Genomic DNA, 21,206 nt, shown 5'->3' with positions numbered 1-21,206 from the left:
TATGGATAAAAGTCTCCCTAAAACGTCAGCCCTGTTAGCGCCAGCGATCACCCTTATATTCGTTTTTCTGGCCATCCCGATTTTGACGCTGATGACCTACTCATTTCTGCAGCCAGGAACCTACGGTGGGATCGAGTGGATCTTTAGCCTGGATGCGTATGTTCAGCTGTTTTTTGAAGAAGATTTTCTCACCGAAGAATGGGTATTCAACTCCGATTATCTGGTGATCATTCTCACCTCGATTATGCTCGCACTCATCGCCACACTCTGCTGCCTGATACTGGGACTACCTACCGCCTACTTTATTGCAACCCGCCCGCCCAGCACGCGGATGCTTTGGCTAATGGCGGTAATCGTTCCCTACTGCGTAAATCTGCTAATCCGTACCATCTCAATGCTGTTCATCATCCGTGACCAGGGACCGATAAACAGTTTCCTGATCTGGACCGGCTTGATTGATGCCCCCCTTCAGATTGCCTATACCAATTTTGCGGTAACACTGGGGCTGTTCTATTCCTATCTACCCTTTATGATCTTGCCGATCTATGTTGCCGTTGAGCGCTTCAACTTCTCACTGCTGACAGCGGCCAATGATTTATACGCCAGCAAATGGGCGTCCTGGCGGTATGTGCTGCTCCCCAACCTCAAGCCCGGCATCATCGCTGGCTGCCTACTCGTTTTCATCCCTTCACTGGGGGCCTTCATTGCTCCAGACCTGCTCGGTGGCGGAAAACAATTGATGATCGGCAACTTGATTGCACTGCAATTTCAGGGTTCGCGTAATTGGCCCTTTGGGGCCGCGCTGGGCATGGTGCTGATGGTAATGATCTTTATCGTGTTAATTGTGTTTTCAAAACGTAATAGCCAGGAGGCGAGATCATGAAGCACACAGACCTCAAACGCTATCCTGGTTTTCGGCTGATTACCTGGGTCTGCTTGACCGTACTCTATGCACCGATGCTTGTCTTAGCGGTCTACTCATTCAACTCAGTCAGATCGATTACACACTGGAGTGGCTTCACTTTTGACTGGTACCTTAAGGTTTTTCAAAACCCTTCCATTCAGAAAGCCACGCTTAATTCGCTGACCATTGCCAGCACCGCAGCCTTTACTGCAACACTGGTTGCGCTGCTCGCCGCACTGGCTTTAGTCATGGGAAAGCCCTTTAGAGGTCGGACCGCGACACTGACGTTTATCAATTTCCCGATCATGGTGCCCGAAATCATTGTCGGCATTGCCAGCCTGCTGTTCTTTATTGCGATCAACTTTCAACTCGGCATGCAGAGCATCCTGATTGCCCATACCGTTTTCTGCATCCCTTTTGCCTTTTTACCCATCTATTCAAGGGTGAAAAGTATTGAGCGCTATTACAGTGAAGCCGCCCAGGACCTGTATGCCAGCCAACTGGCCTGCTTTCGACTGGTTATTTTTCCGATGATCTTACCCGGCATAGTGTCAGGATTTTTACTCGCATTTATCGTTTCACTGGATGACTTCATCATCACCAACATGGTCGCAGGACCTGGCTCAACCACCCTGCCACTAACTATATACAGCATGGTCAGGGTCGGTTTCACGCCTGAAATCAACGCACTATCAACCCTGTTGCTGCTGGTGTCGATTATCCTCGTCAGCCTTGTGTACCTGATCAACCGACGCTCCACACCCAAAACATGAACCTAAAATCTTGTTAAACCTGGAGAATAACCATGAAAGCCTTTACCCAAAAAGCAGCCGTATCAGCGGCAACACTACTACTGTCATCCTCCCTCTATGCCGCAGGTGAACTGAAGCTATACAACTGGTCAGACTATATGCCGCAAGAGCTGATTGATAAGTTCAGCAGCAGCTATGATGTGACCGTTATTCAGGACTCCTACGACAGCAATGAAACACTGCTGGCACGCCTGAAATCCGGCGTTACTGGCTATGATGTCGCCGTACCCGGTGACTATATGGTAGCCATCATGATTGAAGAGGGTCTGCTGGATAAAGTCCAACCCCATGCCTTAGAAAACTTCAAACACATCAAAGAAGAACTGGTTGACGTCTACTTTGATCCTGGCCGTGAGTACTCTATCCCGTATCAATTCGGCACCACCTCTTTTATGGTCGACACCAACGCCTATTCGGGGGATATAGATACTCTGGCGATACTGTTTGACACCCCTGATGAGCTAAAGGGTAAGGTCAACATGTTCCGTGACGTCAATGACGTTATCAATGCCGCGCTTCGCTATAAAGGCTTTGAAACCTGCAACAGTAACAGAGCTGAACTGGCTGAGGTCAATGACCTGTTATTAAAAGCAAAAAATGACTGGTTGAGCATCACCTCTGATGGCGCCCGTGAAATGGTGGTTTCTGGAGATGCGGCCGTCACTATGATCTGGAATGGCATGGGGCTGCGCGGCCGTCTTGAGAAGCCATCACTGCAGTACGCTTACCCTAAAGAAGGCATGACTGCCTGGGCTGACAACCTGGTTGTCCTGAAAGGCGCTGAGAACCGTGACAACGCGCTGCTGTTCATGAACTTCCTGCTAGAACCGGAAAACGCCGCCGCGCTGACCAATTTTGCGGGCTATACCGCTGGGGTAAATAACACCGCGCCCTTCCTGATGGATGAACTGAAGAATGCACCGGAACTCAACCCACCAGCCGATGCACCGACAGCTGAGTTCGTTCCCCCCTGCTCACCCGACGTTGTCGCTCTTTATGATCGCATCTGGACCAATCTACTGAAGTAATTGACCAGCCCTGGTGCTATCACCAGGGCAGACTACGTTAAGGAAACCTAAGTGAAAGTTCTAACCTATCAGGATACATCGGCTTTCTGTGACAAGGAAAAAAACCTGTGTACTATAGAATCGACCTGCGCAGCGGCCGCCATACTCGGCGTTCAGACTGTTGTATTCCCGGAGCTGTTTCTCACTGGATATCAGGTGGGTAACCAGGCAGCACTCCTGGCAGAGCCGATCAACGGTCCATCAGTAGAGCAACTGCGCCGAATAGCACGCAACCACAAGGTTGCTTTAATCTGTGGCCTGATTGAAGTCAGTGAGGGAAACCTTTTTAATGCGGCTGTGGCCATCAATGCCGATGGGCAAACGATTGCACATCACCGCAAAGTATTTCTGTTCGGTGATACCGAAAAACAGCTATTTCAGCCTGGAACGGCGTTTACATCCTTTGAGCTCAATGGCATCACCTGTGGGCTATCGATTTGTTATGACATTGAGTTCCCGGAAACTGCGCGTTGCTTTGCAAATCAGCAGGTAAAGATTCTGTTCAACCCCACCGCCAACATGATGCCTTACCTGGCCGTACCCCGAACCCTGGCACGTGCCAGAGCACTGGAGAACAATATGGTAGTGGTGTATGCCAACCTGTGTGGGCATGAAGGTAATACCGAATACACCGGTCTCAGTGCCATTATTGGCCCCGACGGTGAAGATCTGATCCGCGCTGGGAAAGATCCGGCCATACTAATGACCGATCTTTCCCCAGCATTACACCGCGGCCTGTCAACCCAGCTACAGGACCTGGCACTGAGTTCAATAAGCCGCTCGTGGTCCTAATGTATACCCAGCACAACAGGAGAGACACAACTCAGGGAACATCAAAACAGTTTCCATAACTGAAACAGCAGCCCCGCTGTAAAAGCCCCGATCAAGGATAACGCGACATACAAGGCAAAAATACGCGGTTTAACTAGCACCCAAACAGCAATGGCGGCTGGCAGTGACGTCACACCGCCAGCAATCAGAAAGGCCATGCCCGCCCCAGCCTGCATACCCTGCTCCATCAAGGTTGCAATCAATGGCAAAGCGGCATAGCCATTAAAATAGGCCGGCACACCTAATAGCGTTGCCAGTACTATAGGGCTGAGGCCCTCACCGCCAAGCGTTTGGACAATACGTTCGGCTGGAATATACGCCAGCATCAGGCTTTCCAGCAAGAAGGCAAGCGCCAGCCATTTCAGCAAGAATAATGCCGTACGGACACCCTCGCGGCGCAACCGAGCCAGTCGTTCAGGCTCATGCCAGAAACGCCATACGGGTGCTTGTGGCGAACGCACTCTAGCTCCACCACAACCACCATTACCAACGCCTTCACGTAATGGTGCACTCAACCCATTTACCTTCACCAACAAATGCACCACGCTCCCTCCAAACAGCCCCAATCCTATAGCAACCAAGGTTTTAGCCACGGCAAACTCAAAGCCGATAATACCTGTCGTCAATGCGAACATGGCAGGATCCATCAACGGAGACGCCAGCCAGAAGGCCATCACGGGTGCCAAGGGAACACCCATTACTAACAGGGCCGCTATCAGCGGAATAACCCCGCATGAGCAAAAGGGCGAAAGTGCACCAGCCAAAGCCCCCATGATGATCATAGCCGCAGGTGCTCCGACAAATGCACGAGCAATCAACCCATCGGCCCCGGTTGCATTCGCCCATGCCGCTATCAAGACTGACGCCGCTAAAAAAGGCGCCACAGAAGCAAGCTGACGTAACATAAGATCAAGTGACTGACCCGCCTGTCCGGCATCAAGCATCCACAAACCCAGCAGGATCAAAATCACCGCCAACCAGGGCTTTTCTTTACGCCAGATTCCAGACACCCATAACGAAGTGCGACTTGGCACAGAAAGACTTTGCTCTATCATCACCATATCTCCAGTAATGTAGTTATATTTGTGTAAGTTAAACCGCGCTCGACTGCAGCAGAGGTTTAAATACCTCGACAGCACTCCTGCATCAGGTACTCGATTGCCGCCTCCATAGCACTATAATCAGCCACGGTTTGTATTTCGCGCCCCTGACGGTGTTGCAAAATCAGCCCCGCCTGTTTCAAGCTACGCAAATGGTAGGCGAGCGTAGACAAGGGCATATCAAGATGCTCGGCTATTTCGCCCACCAACATACCGTCGTGTCCAGCCCGCACCAGCAAGCGAAACACACTCAGTCGGGCTGGATGCCCTAAGGCCGCGAGCGCACTGGCTGTCGATTCTATATTCATTGTCATGTGATAATTATAACTACATTTCTAGTTTTGTAAATTAATTATTCAGACAGAATTACAGGGACGAAACTGAACACACAAAACCTGGTCATCACCCATCCATCTGTACTAGAGTTTAGAAAACTCTACCCATCTGTTGTGGATATTCACGGATCCAGATAACTGGCAGACATTTCAAGGAGAACCCGCCCATGTCCCGCCTTTTCCAGCTCAATTATATCGATCCTTTTGCACCTGATCAGGAAAATCGGCGCCAGCCATCTGAAGGGCATTTTCCAGAAAACACCCGCCTGCCACACAATTATGCTGACTATACGGTGGATCAAGTACTGCAAATTGATCTTCTAAATGATAAAGATCCACTCATTATTACCGGCTATACCTCATTACTGCGAGTTATCAAACTCATAGCAGGTCTAACAGAGGAGCAGAATCTGCGTTTGCTCATCGGTAACGAGCCTTTCCCTCTCGCCACTGCAGGAATGACACTGGAGCCTATGAGCTTACCGGATGAAATCCATGCTTACTGGACTACTCAGCGCCTCTCTTTACTCCAGTATCCAGATGTTTTTGCTGCGCTATATAAATTGCACATGCGTCAGGTGGACGCTGCCTGTCTGCAGATTCCAGGCCGGATGATGCACGCCAAAGTATTTGTCACTGAAAACGCCGTAACTCTGGGATCATCCAACTATTCAGAAGCTGGATTAAGGCGCAATATCGAAGCTAATATCAGATTTAAGCCCGAAGACGAAGAAGCGCGCTATAAGGAAATAAAAGACTATGCCGAAGCCCTGTTTAGTCTGGCGGGTGACTATCGACAGGAACTGCGTCAATTACTGGAAGCGCTGCTACGCCCATCGGATTGGCAGGACAGTCTAGCGCGAGCCTGCGCTGAATTACTTGAAGGCCACTGGGCAAAACAGTACCTGTCCTATACCGGCATTCACCACAAACAAACCAGTCTCTGGCCAACACAAACGCAAGGTATCGCCCAGGCACTCTGGATTATCGAAAACTTGGGGAGCGTGCTGGTTGCCGATGCCACCGGCTCAGGTAAAACACGAATGGGAGCGGCTTTACAGCGAGCCGTTCATGACAAACTCTGGCGCACTGGCAATACACGTGGGGGTGGCATAGCGCTGATTACGCCACCGGGTGTTTCTGAAAACTGGCAACGCGAGCTTTTACTCTATGGCTTGAGTCATCGACCCATATCTCAGGCGGCGCTCAGCTTTGTAAACCGAGGAGACCTTACAGACCTGACCGCCATGGCAATCCAGCAGGCACAAATTTTATCTGTCGATGAAGCGCATAACTATTTGAACGTTACCAGTAAACGTTCCCAGGCACTGTTGCGTAATCTCGCTGATCACGTACTGCTGTTTACCGCAACACCGATCAACAAAAGTGCGTCAGACTTACTCTGCTTAGTTAATATTCTCGGCGCTGACAATTTTGATCCCCAGATAATACAAGGATTTAACCACTGGCTGCGTATGGATGCCAAGCGTATGCGCCAGGCGCGTGAGGAACATTTACAAGCACTGAAACAGGCAATAGCACGTTTTACCGTACGCAGAACCAAGCGCGAATTTAATCACCTGATTGACCAACAGCCTGACGCCTACCGCAACAAACGTGGTGAGCCATGTCGCTACCCTCAACATAACGCCCTGTCCTATCAGACAGGTGAAACAGAAGTCGCTATCAGCTTGGCTATTCAAATCAGACAACTGGCCGAGCAGCTGAAAGGTGTAGCGTTTATCAGCAAAGCGATTGAGGAAGAAGCTTTCCGATCCCCTGAGGGCGAACCCCTGTCTCCGCAAAAGGTGTTAAATCAGCGCATTCACATGGCCAAACGCAGTGCCATCTACCATGTCATGTCGCACCTGCGCTCATCCCGGGTATCCGCCTGGGCTCATATTGCGGGTTCAGAGTCAGTTAAAGAGCACTTTGGTTTCACTGCTAAAGAAGCTGGTTCGCATAAAGGCATGATCCTTAATCTGAAACAGCGAGATGAGCCACCCAAGGTTTCACTGCCTGAAAGCACGGATACCGTCGACATTCCAGCATGGTTGCTTGATGCAACCGCCTTCTACCAGGCTCGTGACCAAGAGATTGAAACCTATCGGTCCATCTTGCAATTACTCGAACAGATGGATGACAGCCGGGAACTGGCCAAGCTCAAACTTTTGAATACACTGCTGAGTGATGAAGACCAACTTGGTATTCTGGCATTTGACAGACACCCTCTGACATTACATTGGCTGCATAAACTAGCCGCACAACATGGGCTGCTTCAAGGGATCGAGCAATTGGTGGCCACGGGGGACTCCAGCAAAGCGGAACGTAAACACGTCAATCAGCGCCTCGACAATCGACAGCACCTTGATCACAAACTACTGGTCCTCTGCTCCGATGCTATGTCGGAAGGATATAACCTGCAAAATGCCTCAATCGTTGTCCACTTAGACATGCCCTCGGTCGTGCGCCTGGTCGAGCAACGTATCGGGCGTGTGGATCGAATGGATAGCATTTATGCAGCCATCCGTGTTTATTGGCCAGCCGATCATGATGCTTTTGCCTTACATGCAGATGATCTGCTGATAGAACGATTTGAATCCAATGCCATGCTATTAGGATCAAATTTTGACCTGCCCGACAACATGACTAACTCCCGTGTGGATTACAACGAGATTTTCAAGCAAGCCCAGCGTGAAGAAGCCGCCTGGGATGGCATTGAAGATGCTTTTGCCCCTATTAGAGCACTCATTGGAGAAGATGCTCTGTTACAGCCAGACCACTACCGTGCCATCGCCTCAATTGAGGAAACGGGTACACGCATCAGCGCAGTGGAGTCAGATACATCCTGGGGGTTCTTCTGCATATCCGGCACTGAATTCGGCGCACCCAGATGGATACTATTTACTAAAGACTCAGTCGAGCCACTTGTCGATTTGGCAGCTATTACCAGCGTCCTAAACACTAAACTGACTCGTCAGTCTGAATCAGCAGAACTGGACAATGAAGCCGGTTACGCCCAGATCAAAAACTACCTTGCACGCCTGAAACAAATTGAACGCTCACTCTTACCAAGACGCAAGCAGGTAGCCTTACAAGAGATGAATCATATTTTACTTAGTTGGGTGAAAAGCGCTGCACCGCAAGAAGCGAGCTTTCTGGAAAAGCTGATCAATCTACTCAATCCTCAGACGCAGACTCAACGTGCAGTAAACTGGTCCTTACTCGCGGACTACTGGCTGGAACTGATAAGGCCTGTCTGGTACGAACACCTGAATACATTGGGCAGACGTAAAGCGATTCTGCTTTCTGACCTAAGAAATGAACTGATAAAAAATCCGTTGCCCTTTGAACAGGTACATCAACGGTTTTGTGATATACCAACAACCAATCCCATAGATGAGCGCATTGCAGCGTGTATTATTGGTTGTAAATACTGAGCAGCCTATGTGGTAATGGAGGACGCATCGTCTGCTTTGGTATCAGATAAAAGGGAAAACTGTACATAGGTTTTCAGGTCAAACAATGATGCAGAGTCAATTTCACGTGCAGGCAACACTGTTTTGAAATGACGTAACTGCAAACCCTCAGACTCTTCTGTAATTGAGTTTTGTTCATAATAATCAGAGTATTTATGCTGAACAACAAATTTCAATGTGTCTTTGTCTCGGTATCCACTGAGCATGGGAATAATGACAATATTTTCCAAATCGCCATGTAGGAGCCTTGGCTGCTCAACTTTACCTACGTAGACCTTGCGAGATTTCAGGGTAATCAGGACTAAAAACTTCTCTTTCATAGACTCAAACAGCAATTGCTCCATTCCATCTGACTGAGCAAGCTTGGCATACTCAAGCATCTGGGCATCAATGTTGTTGGAAAGTTCTTCCGCCTTACTCATCGCCACCCCGTATGCAAGAGCCGCCCCTGTAAGCAAGGCAAACAGTGTCCCCCAAGCCAGCTTTCCCAGCAAGGGTGCGAAAGCCAGCTCTCGACCCCACAAGGGTATCCGGTAGTCCGAACCAAGCAGGTATGGAAAAAAATCAAAGATCCATGACAAGATATCCAGACTCACCATCAAAACAGCAGTAACTACGGCACCAAGTATAGCGAAGACGAAGCCCCAATAGGCTATGTGTAAATACGAATTCCAGCCGGTTTCACGCTTTTGACGAAAGCGGGATGGTGGATGATGGCGGGTATAAAGAAAACCGATAACCAGGATTACTACGATTATGCTGAAACTCATGACTCACCTTCCGTGGCTATCGAAGCAACTACCCTTTAACTCTGCCGTTTGCTGTCTTCCGGCAACTTGATTTTCTTCAAGTCAGCAAAGTGTTGCCTCATCTCTTCCTGTACAGAAGAGCTATTCAGGTTAAGCGTAATGTTGCCGTCATTGTCCAGAATGATTCTTCGGTCATCATGATCCTGGGCCACAGATTGGTGATCCTTTGCACTCACAAAGAAAAAATCGTTGGCTAAATTAAATAGAACACTTGGTACAGACGCCAAGTGTTTAATTTCATCCGAGAGTTTTTTCATAACACACCTCTGCTAACTCCATTCCATTATTGAGTCTGAGGAAATACCCATAGCTTCGACAGCTATATACGTAAAAGTGATAATAACTAAAAACGTCATGTGGTAATAAATATCGCCCAAAACTCGGATCATTGCAAATAATCAAATCTGAACTCAATGCCCAAACACAGACCACCCCGTGTGTTGCACAAAGCGCTCCAGTGCTCGAGTACCTAAATAACTATTCCCCAGTACATCCAACCCAGGTGACCAGACAGCAATAGAACCCTTACCTGGCGCAATCGCGAGAATGCCGCCACCCACACCACTTTTGCCGGGCAAGCCCACTCGATAGGCAAACTCACCCGAACCATCATAGTGACCACACATCATCATGAGTGAATTGATACGACGCGCGCGTTGGGCGGACACCACCCGAATGCCCGTTGTCTCATCCACGCCATCCGACACCAAAAACAACCCGGCTCTTGCCAATTGCTCGCAACTCATAGCAATCGAGCATTGATGAAAATAGGTACCAAGCACCTTATCCACATCATGGCGCAAGCGTCCAAAGGCCTTCATAAAATGTGCCAGTGAGGCATTGCGGTCACGATGAGCCATCTCAGAAGCCGCCACGGCATGATCAAAGCAAATGCTATTGTCATTGGCGATAAAGCGCACAAAATTCAGAATTTCGGCGAGCGTTTCTTTCGGTTCATGGCCCATCATAATCGCATCGACCACCGCAATGGCACCTGCATTAATAAAGGGATTACGCGGCTTGCCCGATTCATGTTCGAGTTGAACAATCGAGTTAAACGGATCCCCAGACGGCTCACGTCCCACATGGGTCCAGATTCCATCGCCCAGTTTTCCAAGGGCCATAGTGAGCGTAAACACCTTAGAAATACTCTGAATAGAAAATAAGGTATCCGCCTGTCCTGCCGAATACATTTGACCTTCTGGTGTGCACACCGCGATGCCGAATTGGTTCGGATCAACATGTGCTAATTGCGGAATATAATCAGCAACTTTGCCACGATTTTTTTCTGTCGACAGAGCCAACACGAGATCATCTAAACAGTCTTGTATCATGAGGAGAACACTTTGTTTATGTATTGTTGTTATCTATAGGTCTGACTAGTTTAACGCGATTTCAGATTTGATAGCTGCAAAAGACATACACTTAAACAAATGGCGCCAATTACCGTGTCTGGATTTATTAGACCCGCTCAGTGGCAGGTAAAGCCTCTTCTTGATCTGTATACTGGGAGCAGCTATATCGTGCCTATGCACTTCCCAGAGGTGCTAGTTCTGAGTTACTTTAGTTCTGCAAACTATCAGCGCCTGCTACACAGAAATCAGGCCTGCCAGCACATTACACCGGACCTATACTATATTATGAGAGTACCCAAAAGATTACAGCCGCTAGTTGAAGATGGCATGATCGATGAAGTGATCAGCCAGCTAATGAGCGGTAAAGAGGCCGACGTCTATGTCGTACGCTGTGGTAACGACGTGCGCTGTGCCAAAGTGTTTAAGGAAGCCAGTCAGCGCAGTTTCAAGCAAGCAGTGCAGTACCAGGAAGGCCGTAAGGTTCGAAATACCCGCCGGGCACGCGCCATGTCCAAAAAAACCCAGTATGGGCAGAAAGAGCAGGAAAATGCCTGGTTAAACGCCGAAGTGGATGCGCTTTACCAACTGGCCGCCGCCGGTGTGCGGGTACCTCAACCTCATGGGTTTATTGATGGTGTGCTGTTGATGGAGCTGATAACAGATGCCGAAGGCTACGTGGCACCACGCCTTGATGATGTCACTCTGAGCGCTGAAGAAGCGATCACCTGGCACCGACAAGTCATTGAAGAAGTGGTACGCATGCTCTGTGCTGGGCTAGTACACGGCGATCTCTCTGAGTTTAACGTACTGCTGGACGCACAAGGGCCAGTCATTATCGATTTGCCTCAAGCGGTGAATGCGGCTGGCAATAACAGTGCCGGCATGATGCTTGAGCGGGATGTGAACACCATGCGTGCCTACTTCGGACGTTCTGCACCCGAACTGCTGAAAACCGAGTTTGCCCGTGAAATGTGGTCACTCTATGAAGCCGGCGAACTTCAAGCCGACAGCCAGCTCACCGGAACCTATGCCTATAGTGACACCAATGCTGACGTAGGCGAACTGATGGCCGTGATCGATGCCGCCAGCGAAGAAGAAAGTGAGCGCCTGGAACGCATGCGCGCCGAGCATAGTGATGACTAGTTCAACCTCTAAGCCGATCATTGTCATCCAGTACTGCACGCAGTGTCAGTGGCTGTTACGCTCTGCCTGGCTGGCCCAGGAGCTGCTATCGACGTTCAGCGATGACCTCGGCGGTGTCACCCTTCAACCCGCGACAGGTGGCACCTTTATTATCACCTGTGACGACAAACAGATCTGGGAACGTAAAACCGATGGCGGATTCCCCGAAGCCAAGGTGCTCAAACAACGCGTCAGAGATCAAGTCTGGCCAGATCGGGATTTAGGGCATAGTGATCGGCCTGTTGCTTGAGGGTTGTCAATGGCAACTCAAGTACTCAAGCCACTGAGCAAGTCGGGCTAAGTTTCAGCAGATAGCCGACGCCACCTTCATTTACTCAGATTTTTTGGGTGGATTACAGCAACAAAACAACTTGATCGTTTAAAATTGTTGCAATTGACATCACCGAGTGGTATTAGAAATGCAGTTCTGAACAATTTTTTTGGATGTTAGCATAAATCTAAAAAAAAAATCTGCTTTATAACAATTTTCTGGCCGAAGGGGTGTCGATGAGGGCTGAATATGCTGGCTATGCTTATCTGGCCAGTCTGAATACGATAAAAAGCCTGGAACTTGATATAACCTGCCAGGTTGTGTCAGTGCAACGAAAAGAGGTGATCGACAAGGTCATCGCGATACCTGCTGGATTGAAGCCAGCTGAAAGGGTGCTATCACATATTCTGTTTGCACTGAAACACGAAGGTGTAAACATGCAGATCCTGGCCCAGGCCCTGCCGTTGGTAGAAGAGTTGGATCTCCGAAAAGAGTTCGATTCGTCCCCCACGGGTAAATACATCCGTAGCGCCTGCTTTTTATGGGAACACTTTACAGGACAAACTGTTAAACGAACTCAGCCGCTAACCCAAGGCAATTACATCCCGCTGTTCGATCCAGGCAGATACATCACTACTCAAGGCTACAAGGACAAGCGTTGGCGCATAATTTTCAATGGCCTCGGCTCTCTCGATTATTGTATTACTGTCCGTCGTACTGAGCGTCTGGAACAAGCACTGAGCCGTGATGTGCTGCAAAAAGTACGAGCGTTCACAGACTCGCTAGACTCCAACTTACTGAACCGTGCCCTGTCATGGATCTATCTGAGCGAAACCCGAGACTCCTTTGCGATCGAGAACGAGGTGCCCGACTCCAGCAAAATGAATCGTTTCATCAACCTGCTTCGCCGAGCCCACGAGACCCGCATTATTGATGAGGGCTACCTTGTTTATCTGCAAAATGAAACCATCAACAACCAGTTCGATTCGGCCGCATCATTCCGCACAGAGCAGAACTATCTCAGTAATGGTATGGGGGCTATTGGTGTAACCTATGTCCCACCGGAACCCGATCTATGCAGAAAGTTGATGAAGGAATGGCTGGCACTGGTTAACGATATGCCGAGCGACGTTAACCCCCTGGTTCTTGGCGCTATTCTTTCCTTTGGTTTCGTCTTCATACACCCCTTCATGGATGGTAATGGAAGACTCTCACGCTTCATGTTTCACCATGTTTTATGCCAGCAAGGCCGTCTTTCCAACGGACTCATTCTCCCTGTTTCAGCGGTCCTGCACGACAAAGAGCGCGATTACCTGGACGCCCTGAGCACATATTCTGCGAAAACGCGCATGTTCTGGGACGTCACTTACATCGACATCGACAATATCACTCTTTCATTTCAAGGACACGACGCTATTTACCGCTTCTGGGATGGAACCCTCTGCGCAGAATTGATGGCGGAAGCCAGCGAAGAAGCCATGGAGCAGTACATAAAACGCGAAGTAGCACATCTGAGCCGGTATGACGCATTAAAACGGCGGATAGATCGTGCATTCGACGTCTCCGACAGCACACTATCTAAACTCGTACTATTCTGCCTGGAACAGAACGGAAGGATCTCAAACAAACGTCGTGATCAGTACCGCTATAGCGTACCAAAAGATATATTTGATGCATTGGAAGAGGCCTACTCTGAGCTATTTGATGAGTCTAAAGCTGATTGATTCAGATGTTTTTTGATCTGCAACATTTGAGTCAATTCAGGTCTTCGCCGTCGAGTAAATCAACTGGACAACTAGGCTAGCAGAGCGGGTCATAGCCCTGCAACAAACTCCAAGAACGTGCATAATCACTGATCACTTTCGCTACGGCTTCACCTTCAACAGAAACTAACCCTTGATTGGTTAGAGTCCGACTGAGTAGATCAATCGCCTGCTCGAACTCAACACCTCGCTCTTTCAATCGATACTGATTCACACTATAACCTTGAACCAAATACTCCTTGAGTACTCGGTTAGCCCACTGGCGAAACTGAGTCGCTCGCTTGGAGCTTACCCTGTAGCCTACTGATATAATGGCATCCAAATTAAAGTGCTTGATACGTCGACGCACTTGACGACGTCCCTCCTGCCGAACTACTAAGAATTCCTTAGTAGTTGCTAGTTCGGGTAACTCTGCGTCTTTATAAATGTTTTGAAGGTGCATGAGAATGTTTTCAGGAGTAGTACCAAATAACTCGCCCATCTGAGCCTGACTTAACCAAAGAGTCTCATGATCTAGGGTAACTCGTATCTCTGCTCTGCCGTCATCACTAGTAAAAATTTGGATTTGTTGAGTATTCATATTGATCTCCTTCCTTGGCATTTTAGTTATAGTGAAACTACCAACAAAAGCAGAGATTAGCAAAAACTAAAGTAGTGGTGTTTGAGTGTTCTTTGGTTTACCGGAAGAAAAAGCTAATGGCGCGCCCGGAGGGATTCGAACCCCCGACCAACAGGATCGGAACCTGCTACTCTATCCAGCTGAGCTACGGGCGCATGTTGCAGGGCGCTAATAATACGCACTCAAAACGTTCTTGCCAAGGCATTCTCCTTAAGAACTAGTGCAAGTGCATTTCCGTAGGCAACTTTTGAAGGTATAATCCCCGCCTAATGATGCGGTATTGTCTGCGCATGCCCTGTTATGACTTGTGGTCTAGGGTGACTTCGACGGACATAGACGCCACCCGTTTCTAAAAATGATGAGGTCTTTAACGTGAATAAACTTGCTGCAAAAGCTGCTTCTGCACTCTGCACCCTGGGTCTGAGCATGGCTCTGGCCACTTCTGTCTATGCGGCTGTTGACCGTGATGCCATCATTGAACGCATCAAACCTCACGGCAACATTTGTGTTGAAGGTGACGAAAGCTGTGGTACTGGAGCTCCCGTTGTTGCAGCCTCTTCTGCAGCGGCTCGCTCAGGTGAAGAAGTCTACAACCGTTTCTGTACAGCTTGCCATGCATCCGGCATTCTGGACTCTCCCAAGTTTGGTAGTGGCGCCATGACTGCGCGCGCAGATGAAAAAGGCTTAGATGGACTGCTAGCTACTGCAATCAGCGGTATCAACGCTATGCCACCTAAAGGCACTTGTAACGACTGCGCCGACGAAGAGCTGGAAGCGGCCATTCAATACATGATCGATAATGACTAAACGTTAAGCGTTATCGTAAACAGGCTGCTTCGGCAGCCTGTTTTGTTTCTGGTACGCGCCGACTAAAAGTCATCCAATAGGTTTTTCAGGCTACTGATGGTGGCACGCCCGGCAGCAGCATTTACCTGAGGATCACGTTCCCCTAATCCCTGAACCCTCAGATCGTCTTCGGGTAACTCATCCAGGAATCGGCTTGGCAGACAGTCCATGGTTTCGCCAAACTGGCGACGCTTTTTGGCCAGTGTCATTGTCAGTGTGACCTGCGCACGGGTGATGCCAACGTAGGCCAGCCGCCGCTCTTCTTCAATGGTGTCGGATTCTATGCTGTTACGATGAGGAAGAATTTCTTCTTCCATCCCCATCAGGTAGACATGCGGAAACTCCAGTCCTTTTGAGGCATGCAACGTCATCAGTTGCACCCGGTCAGAATCATCTTCCTCTTCCTGACGATCCAGCATATCCAGCAACAGCAAACGCGCAATGGTTTCTTTAATACCCGCATCTGGATCTTCCTCCTGCAGGCGCTCCAGGGTTGCCTTAAGTGATTCCACTAAAAACCAGACATTCTGCATACGTTTTTCGGCGATGGTATCGCTGGAACTGTTTTCACGTATCCAGCCTTCGTAGTCCATATCCATAATCATGTCGCGAACGGCCTGTATGGGATCGCCGGTTTCACAGCGCTGCAACAATTGCTGCATCCAGGCGCAAAAGCGCTGCAAGCGTGCGCAGGCATTCGCTGGCAGCTGCTGCTCTAATCCCATCTCAAAACAGGCATCAAACAGGCTGATATGACGACTGGAGGCATATTCTCCCAGCTTTTCCAGCGTTGCAGGGCCGATCTCACGTCGTGGCAGATTGATGATGCGTAGAAACGCATTGTCATCACTGCTATTGACCAGCAAGCGCAAGTAGGCCATCAGGTCTTTGATTTCGGCACGGGCAAAGAAGGACGTGCCGCCACTGAGCTTATAGGGCACCTGAAAGCTTTGCAGCTTCATTTCCAGCAGTCTGGATTGGTAGTTTCCCCGGTAGAGTACGGCAAAGTCTTTGAACGGGGTGCGTTCCCTGAGGTGTCGATCTAGTATCTCGGTGGCGATCCGCTCTGACTCAGCCTCTTCATTACGGTTATGCACCACCCTGATGGGGTCGCCATAGCCCTTGTCGCTCCATAGGGTTTTCTCAAACACATGCGGATTATGGTTAATCAATATATTGGCAACTTTCAGAATTCGCCCGGTGGAGCGGTAGTTTTGCTCCAACTTGACCAGACGCAGACCCGGAAAATCCTCTTGAAGCTTGGCCAGGTTCTCAGGACGGGCACCACGCCAGGAGTAGATGGACTGATCATCGTCACCCACTACCGTCAAGGCACTACGCACACCCACCAGTTGCTTAACCAGGCGGTACTGCGACAGGTTGGTATCTTGATACTCATCCACCAGCAGGTAGTGAATGCGGCGCTGCCAACGCTCTAATACTTCCGGGTGCTGACTGAACAAGCGAACGGGGATCAAGATCAGGTCATCAAAGTCCACTGCATTGTAAGCGCGTAAATGACGCTGGTAGGCCTCATAGGCTCGGGCGGCCAGAATTTCGTGTGGCACTCGCGCCTGAGCCAGCGCATCCTGGGGCTCCAGCATGTCATTTTTCCAATTGGAAATCTGATGCTGTACGGCGGCCACCTGATCGGTATCTTCGTCCTGGTGCAACAACAGGTCTTTTAATAGGCCCTTGCTGTCCTGGTCATCAAAAATGGAAAAGCCCGGCTTGTATCCAAGCTGCTTGTATTCCCGCCGGATGATGTTCAAGCCCAGATTATGAAAGGTGGACACGGTCAAACCACGCCCTTCGCCCTTCTCCAGCAGCTGCAGCACGCGCTCTTTCATTTCACGAGCCGCTTTATTGGTAAAGGTGACCGCCGCGATATGCCGTGCTTCGATACCGCACTGCTGCACCAGATAAGCGATTTTGCGCGTAATCACGCTGGTTTTACCGGAGCCAGCCCCTGCCAGTACCAGCAGCGGCCCACCAATATAATGTACAGCTTCAGCTTGTCTGGGATTGAGTTTATTCATGGCAACTAGAGGAACTAAAAAAGAACGATTGTTTGAAAAATATCAGTAACATGCTAATCTCTGTAGCAGCACAATCAGTCATAAGTATGACACGGACTCTATTCAGAGTGCACAGGATATAAACTTTCTAACTGCACCGGCTTTATAAAGGAATCCGACACATGCCGCCAGCTGTTGAGAGGGATGATGCAGCCCCTGAAGTCCAGCTAATACTGGTTGATTCTCACAATCATACCGGTTCTGGCGATCTTTTGTCTGCCTTAATGGCAACATCTGCATCCATCAAATGCTGTCGTAACCTGACTGATGCTGAGCAATCACTCCAGGATAACGTAAAGAATATTCTGCTAATCCCAGTTGATGATACGGTTTATAACACCTTCACTCGCCTGCAAACGCGCGACTTGTTAACCGGTGCGGGGAATCGCCAACACTTCTACAGGACCCTGCAAGATGAACTTGGTTCTCTGCAAACCGGCAGAGGGCTGGCTTTGATGATGCTGGACATTGACAACTTTTCAGCCTTTAACAGTCAATACGGTCATGACATAGGCGACCGCCTGGTCAAGCTGCTTTGTCAAAGGTTGGAGCTCTGTGATAACAAAAACCATCTATCGCGTATCGGCAATGACGAATTCACCCTGATCATCAAGGCCTCAACTGACCAGATACGCAGCGCTACACGCCAGGCCATCGAGCACATTGTTGAATTACTTTTGCCGGCTTATCAGATTGATGAACACGACGTGCACCTACACTGCAGTATCGGTATTGCCGTCGCCCCAGAACAAGGCATGGAATTTGAAACTCTGATCCACTGCGCCAATACGGCGCGCTTGCGGGCAAAACAACTCAGGGGACACAGTTACGCTTTCTATGATCCTCTTCGTGATCTGGATGATAACAACAGAGGCATCCGCCTGGAGCCCGAACTCTGGTATGCACTGCAACGCCAGCAGTTTCGTCTTTTCTATCAACCTCGTATCTGTTTAAACACCCGCCGTATTATCGGTGCAGAAGCACTGATCCGCTGGGAACATCCAGTGCGAGGCATGATTTCCCCGGATGAGTTTATTCCGATCAGTGAAAAGTCTGGCCTGATAGTGCCCATAGGTTACTGGGTAATTGAACAGGTTGGTCAGGACATGAAAGTGCTGAAGCAAGCGGGCTTGCGTGAACATATCGGTGTTAATTTATCTTTCCGGCAGTTTCAGGATGGCTATCTTGCCAGCACGATCGAACGCCTGATCCAGCAACACCAGATAGATACAAGTATGCTGGAATTTGAGCTGACAGAAACGGCTCTATTTCGGGATGAATCCCATGTTGTCAGCTGTATGCGCTCACTAGGCAAGCTGGGGGTGGAATTTTCGCTGGACGATTTTGGCACGGGTTACTCCTCTTTTTCCATGCTGCAAAAATTACCTATTTCCACACTGAAAATTGACAAGAGCTTTGTTAAAGGCATAGGTAAAAGTACCAGTGATGAAGAGATTGTTCGCACTATCATCAGCCTGGCACGTAACCTGAACAAAAAAATTATTGCTGAAGGCGTCGAAACCCTGGAGCAACTTAATTTTCTCAGAGCCCACCACTGTCAGATGGCACAGGGTTACTATTTCAGCCGTCCGGTACCTCTGGTGCAGTTTCTGCAACTGCTTGATAGCCCGTCTGCGTTTGCATCCCTCTGAAGGCAAGCGCTTCAAGCAGATGCGTTTGCCCTATGGTTGGACTGGCTTCCAGATCAGCCAGCGTTCTGGCTATACGTAAAATTCGATGGCATCCGCGTGCCGACAAATGCAGTCGCCGCATCGCCAGTGTCAGCAGTTGAGTAGTCTCGGTATCCAGCGCACAATATTGATCCAATGCACGTCCGCTCAGATAACGATTACTGCACCCCTGACGCTGCTGCTGGCGCTCACGCGCTTGCTCTACACGCTCTCTGACAATAGCGCTGGATTCAGCCACGAATGATGCTTGTAACAAGGCATCCGCCGGTAATGCCGACACCCAAAGCTGCAAATCGATTCGATCCATAAAAGGTCCGGAAATACGCCCCTGATAGCGACGTATCTGATCCGGGCTACAGATACAGCGATCGGTGCCGTCCTGATAGTAGCCACAGGGGCAGGGGTTCATTGCTCCCACCAGTTGAAACGCGGCCGGATATTCAATTTTACTTAGGGCACGAGAAATCAGTATTCGTCCGGTTTCTAGCGGCTCCCGCAACAAATCCAGCACCCGCCGGGGGAACTCGGGCATCTCATCGAGGAACAGTACCCCATGTGTGGCCAGTGATATTTCACCAGGTTTGGGATGATTTGATCCCCCTCCCACTAAGGCCACCGGTGACGCATTGTGGTGAACGGCACGAAAAGGCCGCACACCTTCACTGCAAGGTTGAACCGGCAAACCGACCAGTGAATGAATGGCCGCCACATCCAGTCGTTCTGACAAGGATAATTCAGGCAAAATACCTGGCAGACAAGCGGCCAGCAGGCTTTTACCGCTACCGGGTGGACCGGCAAATAACAGATTAAGCTGCCCTGCAGCCGCCACCTCGAGCGCCCGCCTGGCCTGCAGCTGGCCCTTAATATCCGCCAGGTCCGGGCCCTGCTGTGCCGCTAACACAACAGGCTGTGGCTGATGATACGTGCGCTGCTCCTGCCCTCTTAAATAGGCACACACCTCCAGCAGATGATCCACGGCAATCACAGGAGTGTCTCCCAACAGAGTAGCTTCATCGGCATTGCTACGCGGCAAAATCAATATGCGCCCAGCCTGCCCACAGGCTATGGCAACGGGCAAAGCGCCTCGAATGGAGCGAATACTGCCTGATAAGGCCAACTCGGCAACCACTTCATGTTGATCCAGTGTTTTGCTTTTTAACTGACCAGATGCTTGCAAGATACCCAATGCGATAGCCAGATCATAACGCCCTCCTTCTTTGGGTAGATCAGCTGGCGCCAGGTTGACGGTGATGCGGCGTTGCGGAAAATCAAAGCCTGCATTAATCAGGGCACTGCGTACCCGCTCCTTACTCTCTTTGACCGCCGTTTCTGGCAGACCAACAATCGCAAGGCCGGGCAAACCGCCGGACAAATGCACTTCAACGGTAACGGAGGGTGACTGAATGCCAAGCTGAGCTCGGCTGTGTATAACGGCTAATGACATAGAACCTTCCCTGGCTATATGAAGTTAAGCGGATCCAATACGCCTTGATGGTATCAAAGCCTATCCGGTTCAGGTGTACTCACTTAGGTATTACTTGTCTGCTCTAGTGCAGCCGCTTCCATTGCGGCAACTTGTTTTTCCAGCGCTTCGAGTTTTTCGCGCGTTCTCAGCAGTACAGCTTGCTGTGCATCAAACTCTTCCCGAGTTACCAGATCCAGCCGGCTCAAGGTCTGCTGCAGCATGGATTGTAGCTGCTGCTGAACGGCCTGCTGGCCCGGCAACTCACGGGTAGCATTAATGAAATGGGTAAACTGTTCTGAAAGCCCTTCAGCTATTTTTTGATGAATCATAACCTTGCCGCCTCTGACAATTTTTGGATGCATTTTAAAACTACGACAAGCTTAACGGATCTGGTTTTTTTTAGCATCTTCGAAGCACCAACCATTGGCGCACCAATAAAGTGCATGCCCTATTTTGGCGCACCATAATGGATTACTTGCTCATTGGTGCGACGCAAAAATCAACTCATTATGCGTGTAAAAACCAGTTAATTAGTTGTTTGTTATATAAATTTTATTTTATGGCACGCCTTTCGCAAAGAACCGGTCAAGGCGAGCAGT

General features: G+C 49.5%; 19 protein-coding genes and 1 tRNA gene. 10 read left to right on the top strand and 10 right to left on the bottom strand.

The window, feature by feature from the left end; all coding sequences use genetic code 11:
* Position 1 precedes the first annotated feature (1 nt).
* The 4 genes from ACN0R1_RS06460 to ACN0R1_RS06445 are packed head-to-tail and all read left to right on the top strand — an operon-like array spanning position 2 to position 3,575.
* Positions 2–883 carry an ABC transporter permease gene (locus tag ACN0R1_RS06460; protein ID WP_417581077.1) on the top strand — a complete coding sequence of 294 codons (882 nt, stop codon included), beginning with the start codon at positions 2–4 and terminating at the stop codon, positions 881–883.
* Positions 880–1,677, top strand: coding sequence for an ABC transporter permease (locus ACN0R1_RS06455; protein ID WP_417581075.1), 798 nt, complete (start codon positions 880–882; stop codon positions 1,675–1,677). Before ACN0R1_RS06460 ends, ACN0R1_RS06455 begins: the two co-directional genes overlap by 4 nt.
* A 32-nt stretch (positions 1,678–1,709) precedes the next feature.
* On the top strand, positions 1,710–2,744 hold the full coding sequence (locus ACN0R1_RS06450; RefSeq protein WP_417581073.1) for an extracellular solute-binding protein: 1,035 nt from the start codon (positions 1,710–1,712) through the stop codon (positions 2,742–2,744).
* A gap of 51 nt (positions 2,745–2,795) precedes the next feature.
* On the top strand, positions 2,796–3,575 hold the full coding sequence (locus tag ACN0R1_RS06445) for a carbon-nitrogen hydrolase family protein (protein WP_417581071.1): 780 nt from the start codon (positions 2,796–2,798) through the stop codon (positions 3,573–3,575).
* Between the two features lie 41 nt (positions 3,576–3,616).
* On the opposite strand, the gene ACN0R1_RS06440 is transcribed toward ACN0R1_RS06445, so the two are convergent.
* Together ACN0R1_RS06440 and ACN0R1_RS06435 are read right to left on the bottom strand one after the other, a co-directional pair.
* Positions 3,617–4,669 carry a permease gene (locus ACN0R1_RS06440; protein ID WP_417581069.1) on the bottom strand — a complete coding sequence of 351 codons (1,053 nt, stop codon included), beginning with the start codon at positions 4,667–4,669 and terminating at the stop codon, positions 3,617–3,619.
* 65 nt (positions 4,670–4,734) lie between these two features.
* Positions 4,735–5,028, bottom strand: coding sequence for an ArsR/SmtB family transcription factor (locus tag ACN0R1_RS06435; RefSeq protein WP_417581067.1), 294 nt, complete (start codon positions 5,026–5,028; stop codon positions 4,735–4,737).
* Between the two features lie 188 nt (positions 5,029–5,216).
* Here ACN0R1_RS06435 and ACN0R1_RS06430 point away from each other — a divergent pair, with 188 nt between their 5' ends.
* Positions 5,217–8,489 (top strand): SNF2-related protein, encoded by a 3,273-nt coding sequence (locus ACN0R1_RS06430; protein ID WP_417581065.1) that lies wholly within the window; start codon positions 5,217–5,219, stop codon positions 8,487–8,489.
* A gap of 5 nt (positions 8,490–8,494) precedes the next feature.
* Here the strand turns inward: ACN0R1_RS06430 and ACN0R1_RS06425 are convergent, their stop codons facing one another.
* From ACN0R1_RS06425 to ACN0R1_RS06415, 3 genes are all read right to left on the bottom strand, one after another.
* Complete coding sequence (locus ACN0R1_RS06425) at positions 8,495–9,298, bottom strand: hypothetical protein (protein WP_417581063.1); 804 nt, start codon at positions 9,296–9,298, stop codon at positions 8,495–8,497.
* A 35-nt stretch (positions 9,299–9,333) separates the two neighbouring features.
* The gene (locus ACN0R1_RS06420) at positions 9,334–9,594 is read right to left on the bottom strand and encodes a hypothetical protein (RefSeq protein ID WP_151058300.1); all 261 of its coding nucleotides are present in this window, start codon (positions 9,592–9,594) and stop codon (positions 9,334–9,336) included.
* A gap of 153 nt (positions 9,595–9,747) precedes the next feature.
* A complete protein-coding gene (locus tag ACN0R1_RS06415) occupies positions 9,748–10,668 on the bottom strand; it encodes a glutaminase (RefSeq protein WP_417581277.1) in 921 nt (306 codons plus the stop codon).
* A gap of 309 nt (positions 10,669–10,977) precedes the next feature.
* Between ACN0R1_RS06415 and ACN0R1_RS06410 the strand changes: the two genes are divergently transcribed.
* From ACN0R1_RS06410 to ACN0R1_RS06400, 3 genes are all read left to right on the top strand, one after another.
* Positions 10,978–11,835, top strand: coding sequence for a PA4780 family RIO1-like protein kinase (locus ACN0R1_RS06410; protein WP_417581061.1), 858 nt, complete (start codon positions 10,978–10,980; stop codon positions 11,833–11,835).
* Complete coding sequence (locus tag ACN0R1_RS06405; RefSeq protein WP_417581059.1) at positions 11,828–12,124, top strand: SelT/SelW/SelH family protein; 297 nt, start codon at positions 11,828–11,830, stop codon at positions 12,122–12,124. The genes ACN0R1_RS06410 and ACN0R1_RS06405 overlap by 8 nt, the downstream gene beginning before the upstream one ends.
* Before the next feature lie 257 nt (positions 12,125–12,381).
* Positions 12,382–13,869 carry a Fic family protein gene (locus ACN0R1_RS06400; protein WP_417581057.1) on the top strand — a complete coding sequence of 496 codons (1,488 nt, stop codon included), beginning with the start codon at positions 12,382–12,384 and terminating at the stop codon, positions 13,867–13,869.
* Positions 13,870–13,945: 76 nt separating this feature from the next.
* Here ACN0R1_RS06400 and ACN0R1_RS06395 read toward each other — a convergent pair whose 3' ends face one another.
* Positions 13,946–14,488, bottom strand: a complete 543-nt coding sequence (locus ACN0R1_RS06395) for a virulence RhuM family protein (RefSeq protein WP_417581055.1) — start codon at positions 14,486–14,488, stop codon at positions 13,946–13,948.
* 117 nt (positions 14,489–14,605) lie between these two features.
* Positions 14,606–14,682, bottom strand: a tRNA-Arg gene (locus ACN0R1_RS06390).
* A 217-nt stretch (positions 14,683–14,899) separates the two neighbouring features.
* Between ACN0R1_RS06390 and ACN0R1_RS06385 the strand changes: the two genes are divergently transcribed.
* Positions 14,900–15,334 (top strand): c-type cytochrome, encoded by a 435-nt coding sequence (locus ACN0R1_RS06385; protein ID WP_417581054.1) that lies wholly within the window; start codon positions 14,900–14,902, stop codon positions 15,332–15,334.
* Between the two features lie 62 nt (positions 15,335–15,396).
* Here ACN0R1_RS06385 and rep read toward each other — a convergent pair whose 3' ends face one another.
* On the bottom strand, positions 15,397–17,412 hold the full coding sequence (rep, locus tag ACN0R1_RS06380; RefSeq protein ID WP_417581052.1) for a DNA helicase Rep: 2,016 nt from the start codon (positions 17,410–17,412) through the stop codon (positions 15,397–15,399).
* A 161-nt stretch (positions 17,413–17,573) separates the two neighbouring features.
* On the opposite strand from rep, the gene ACN0R1_RS06375 reads away from it, so the two are divergent.
* Positions 17,574–19,103, top strand: coding sequence for a putative bifunctional diguanylate cyclase/phosphodiesterase (locus ACN0R1_RS06375; protein ID WP_417581050.1), 1,530 nt, complete (start codon positions 17,574–17,576; stop codon positions 19,101–19,103).
* On the opposite strand, the gene ACN0R1_RS06370 is transcribed toward ACN0R1_RS06375, so the two are convergent.
* Both ACN0R1_RS06370 and ACN0R1_RS06365 read right to left on the bottom strand, forming a co-directional pair.
* Positions 19,033–20,586: a YifB family Mg chelatase-like AAA ATPase gene (locus ACN0R1_RS06370; protein WP_417581048.1), complete on the bottom strand. Its 1,554-nt coding sequence runs from the start codon at positions 20,584–20,586 to the stop codon at positions 19,033–19,035. The two genes, ACN0R1_RS06375 and ACN0R1_RS06370, sit on opposite strands and share 71 nt — an antisense overlap.
* 83 nt (positions 20,587–20,669) lie before the next feature.
* On the bottom strand, positions 20,670–20,936 hold the full coding sequence (locus ACN0R1_RS06365) for an accessory factor UbiK family protein (RefSeq protein WP_417581046.1): 267 nt from the start codon (positions 20,934–20,936) through the stop codon (positions 20,670–20,672).
* Between the last annotated feature and the right edge of the window lie 270 nt (positions 20,937–21,206).

The sequence above is a fragment of the Nitrincola sp. genome, assembly GCF_048264025.1.
Classification (GTDB): domain Bacteria; phylum Pseudomonadota; class Gammaproteobacteria; order Pseudomonadales; family Balneatricaceae; genus Nitrincola.
This window is presented reverse-complemented; position numbering and strand designations above follow the sequence as displayed.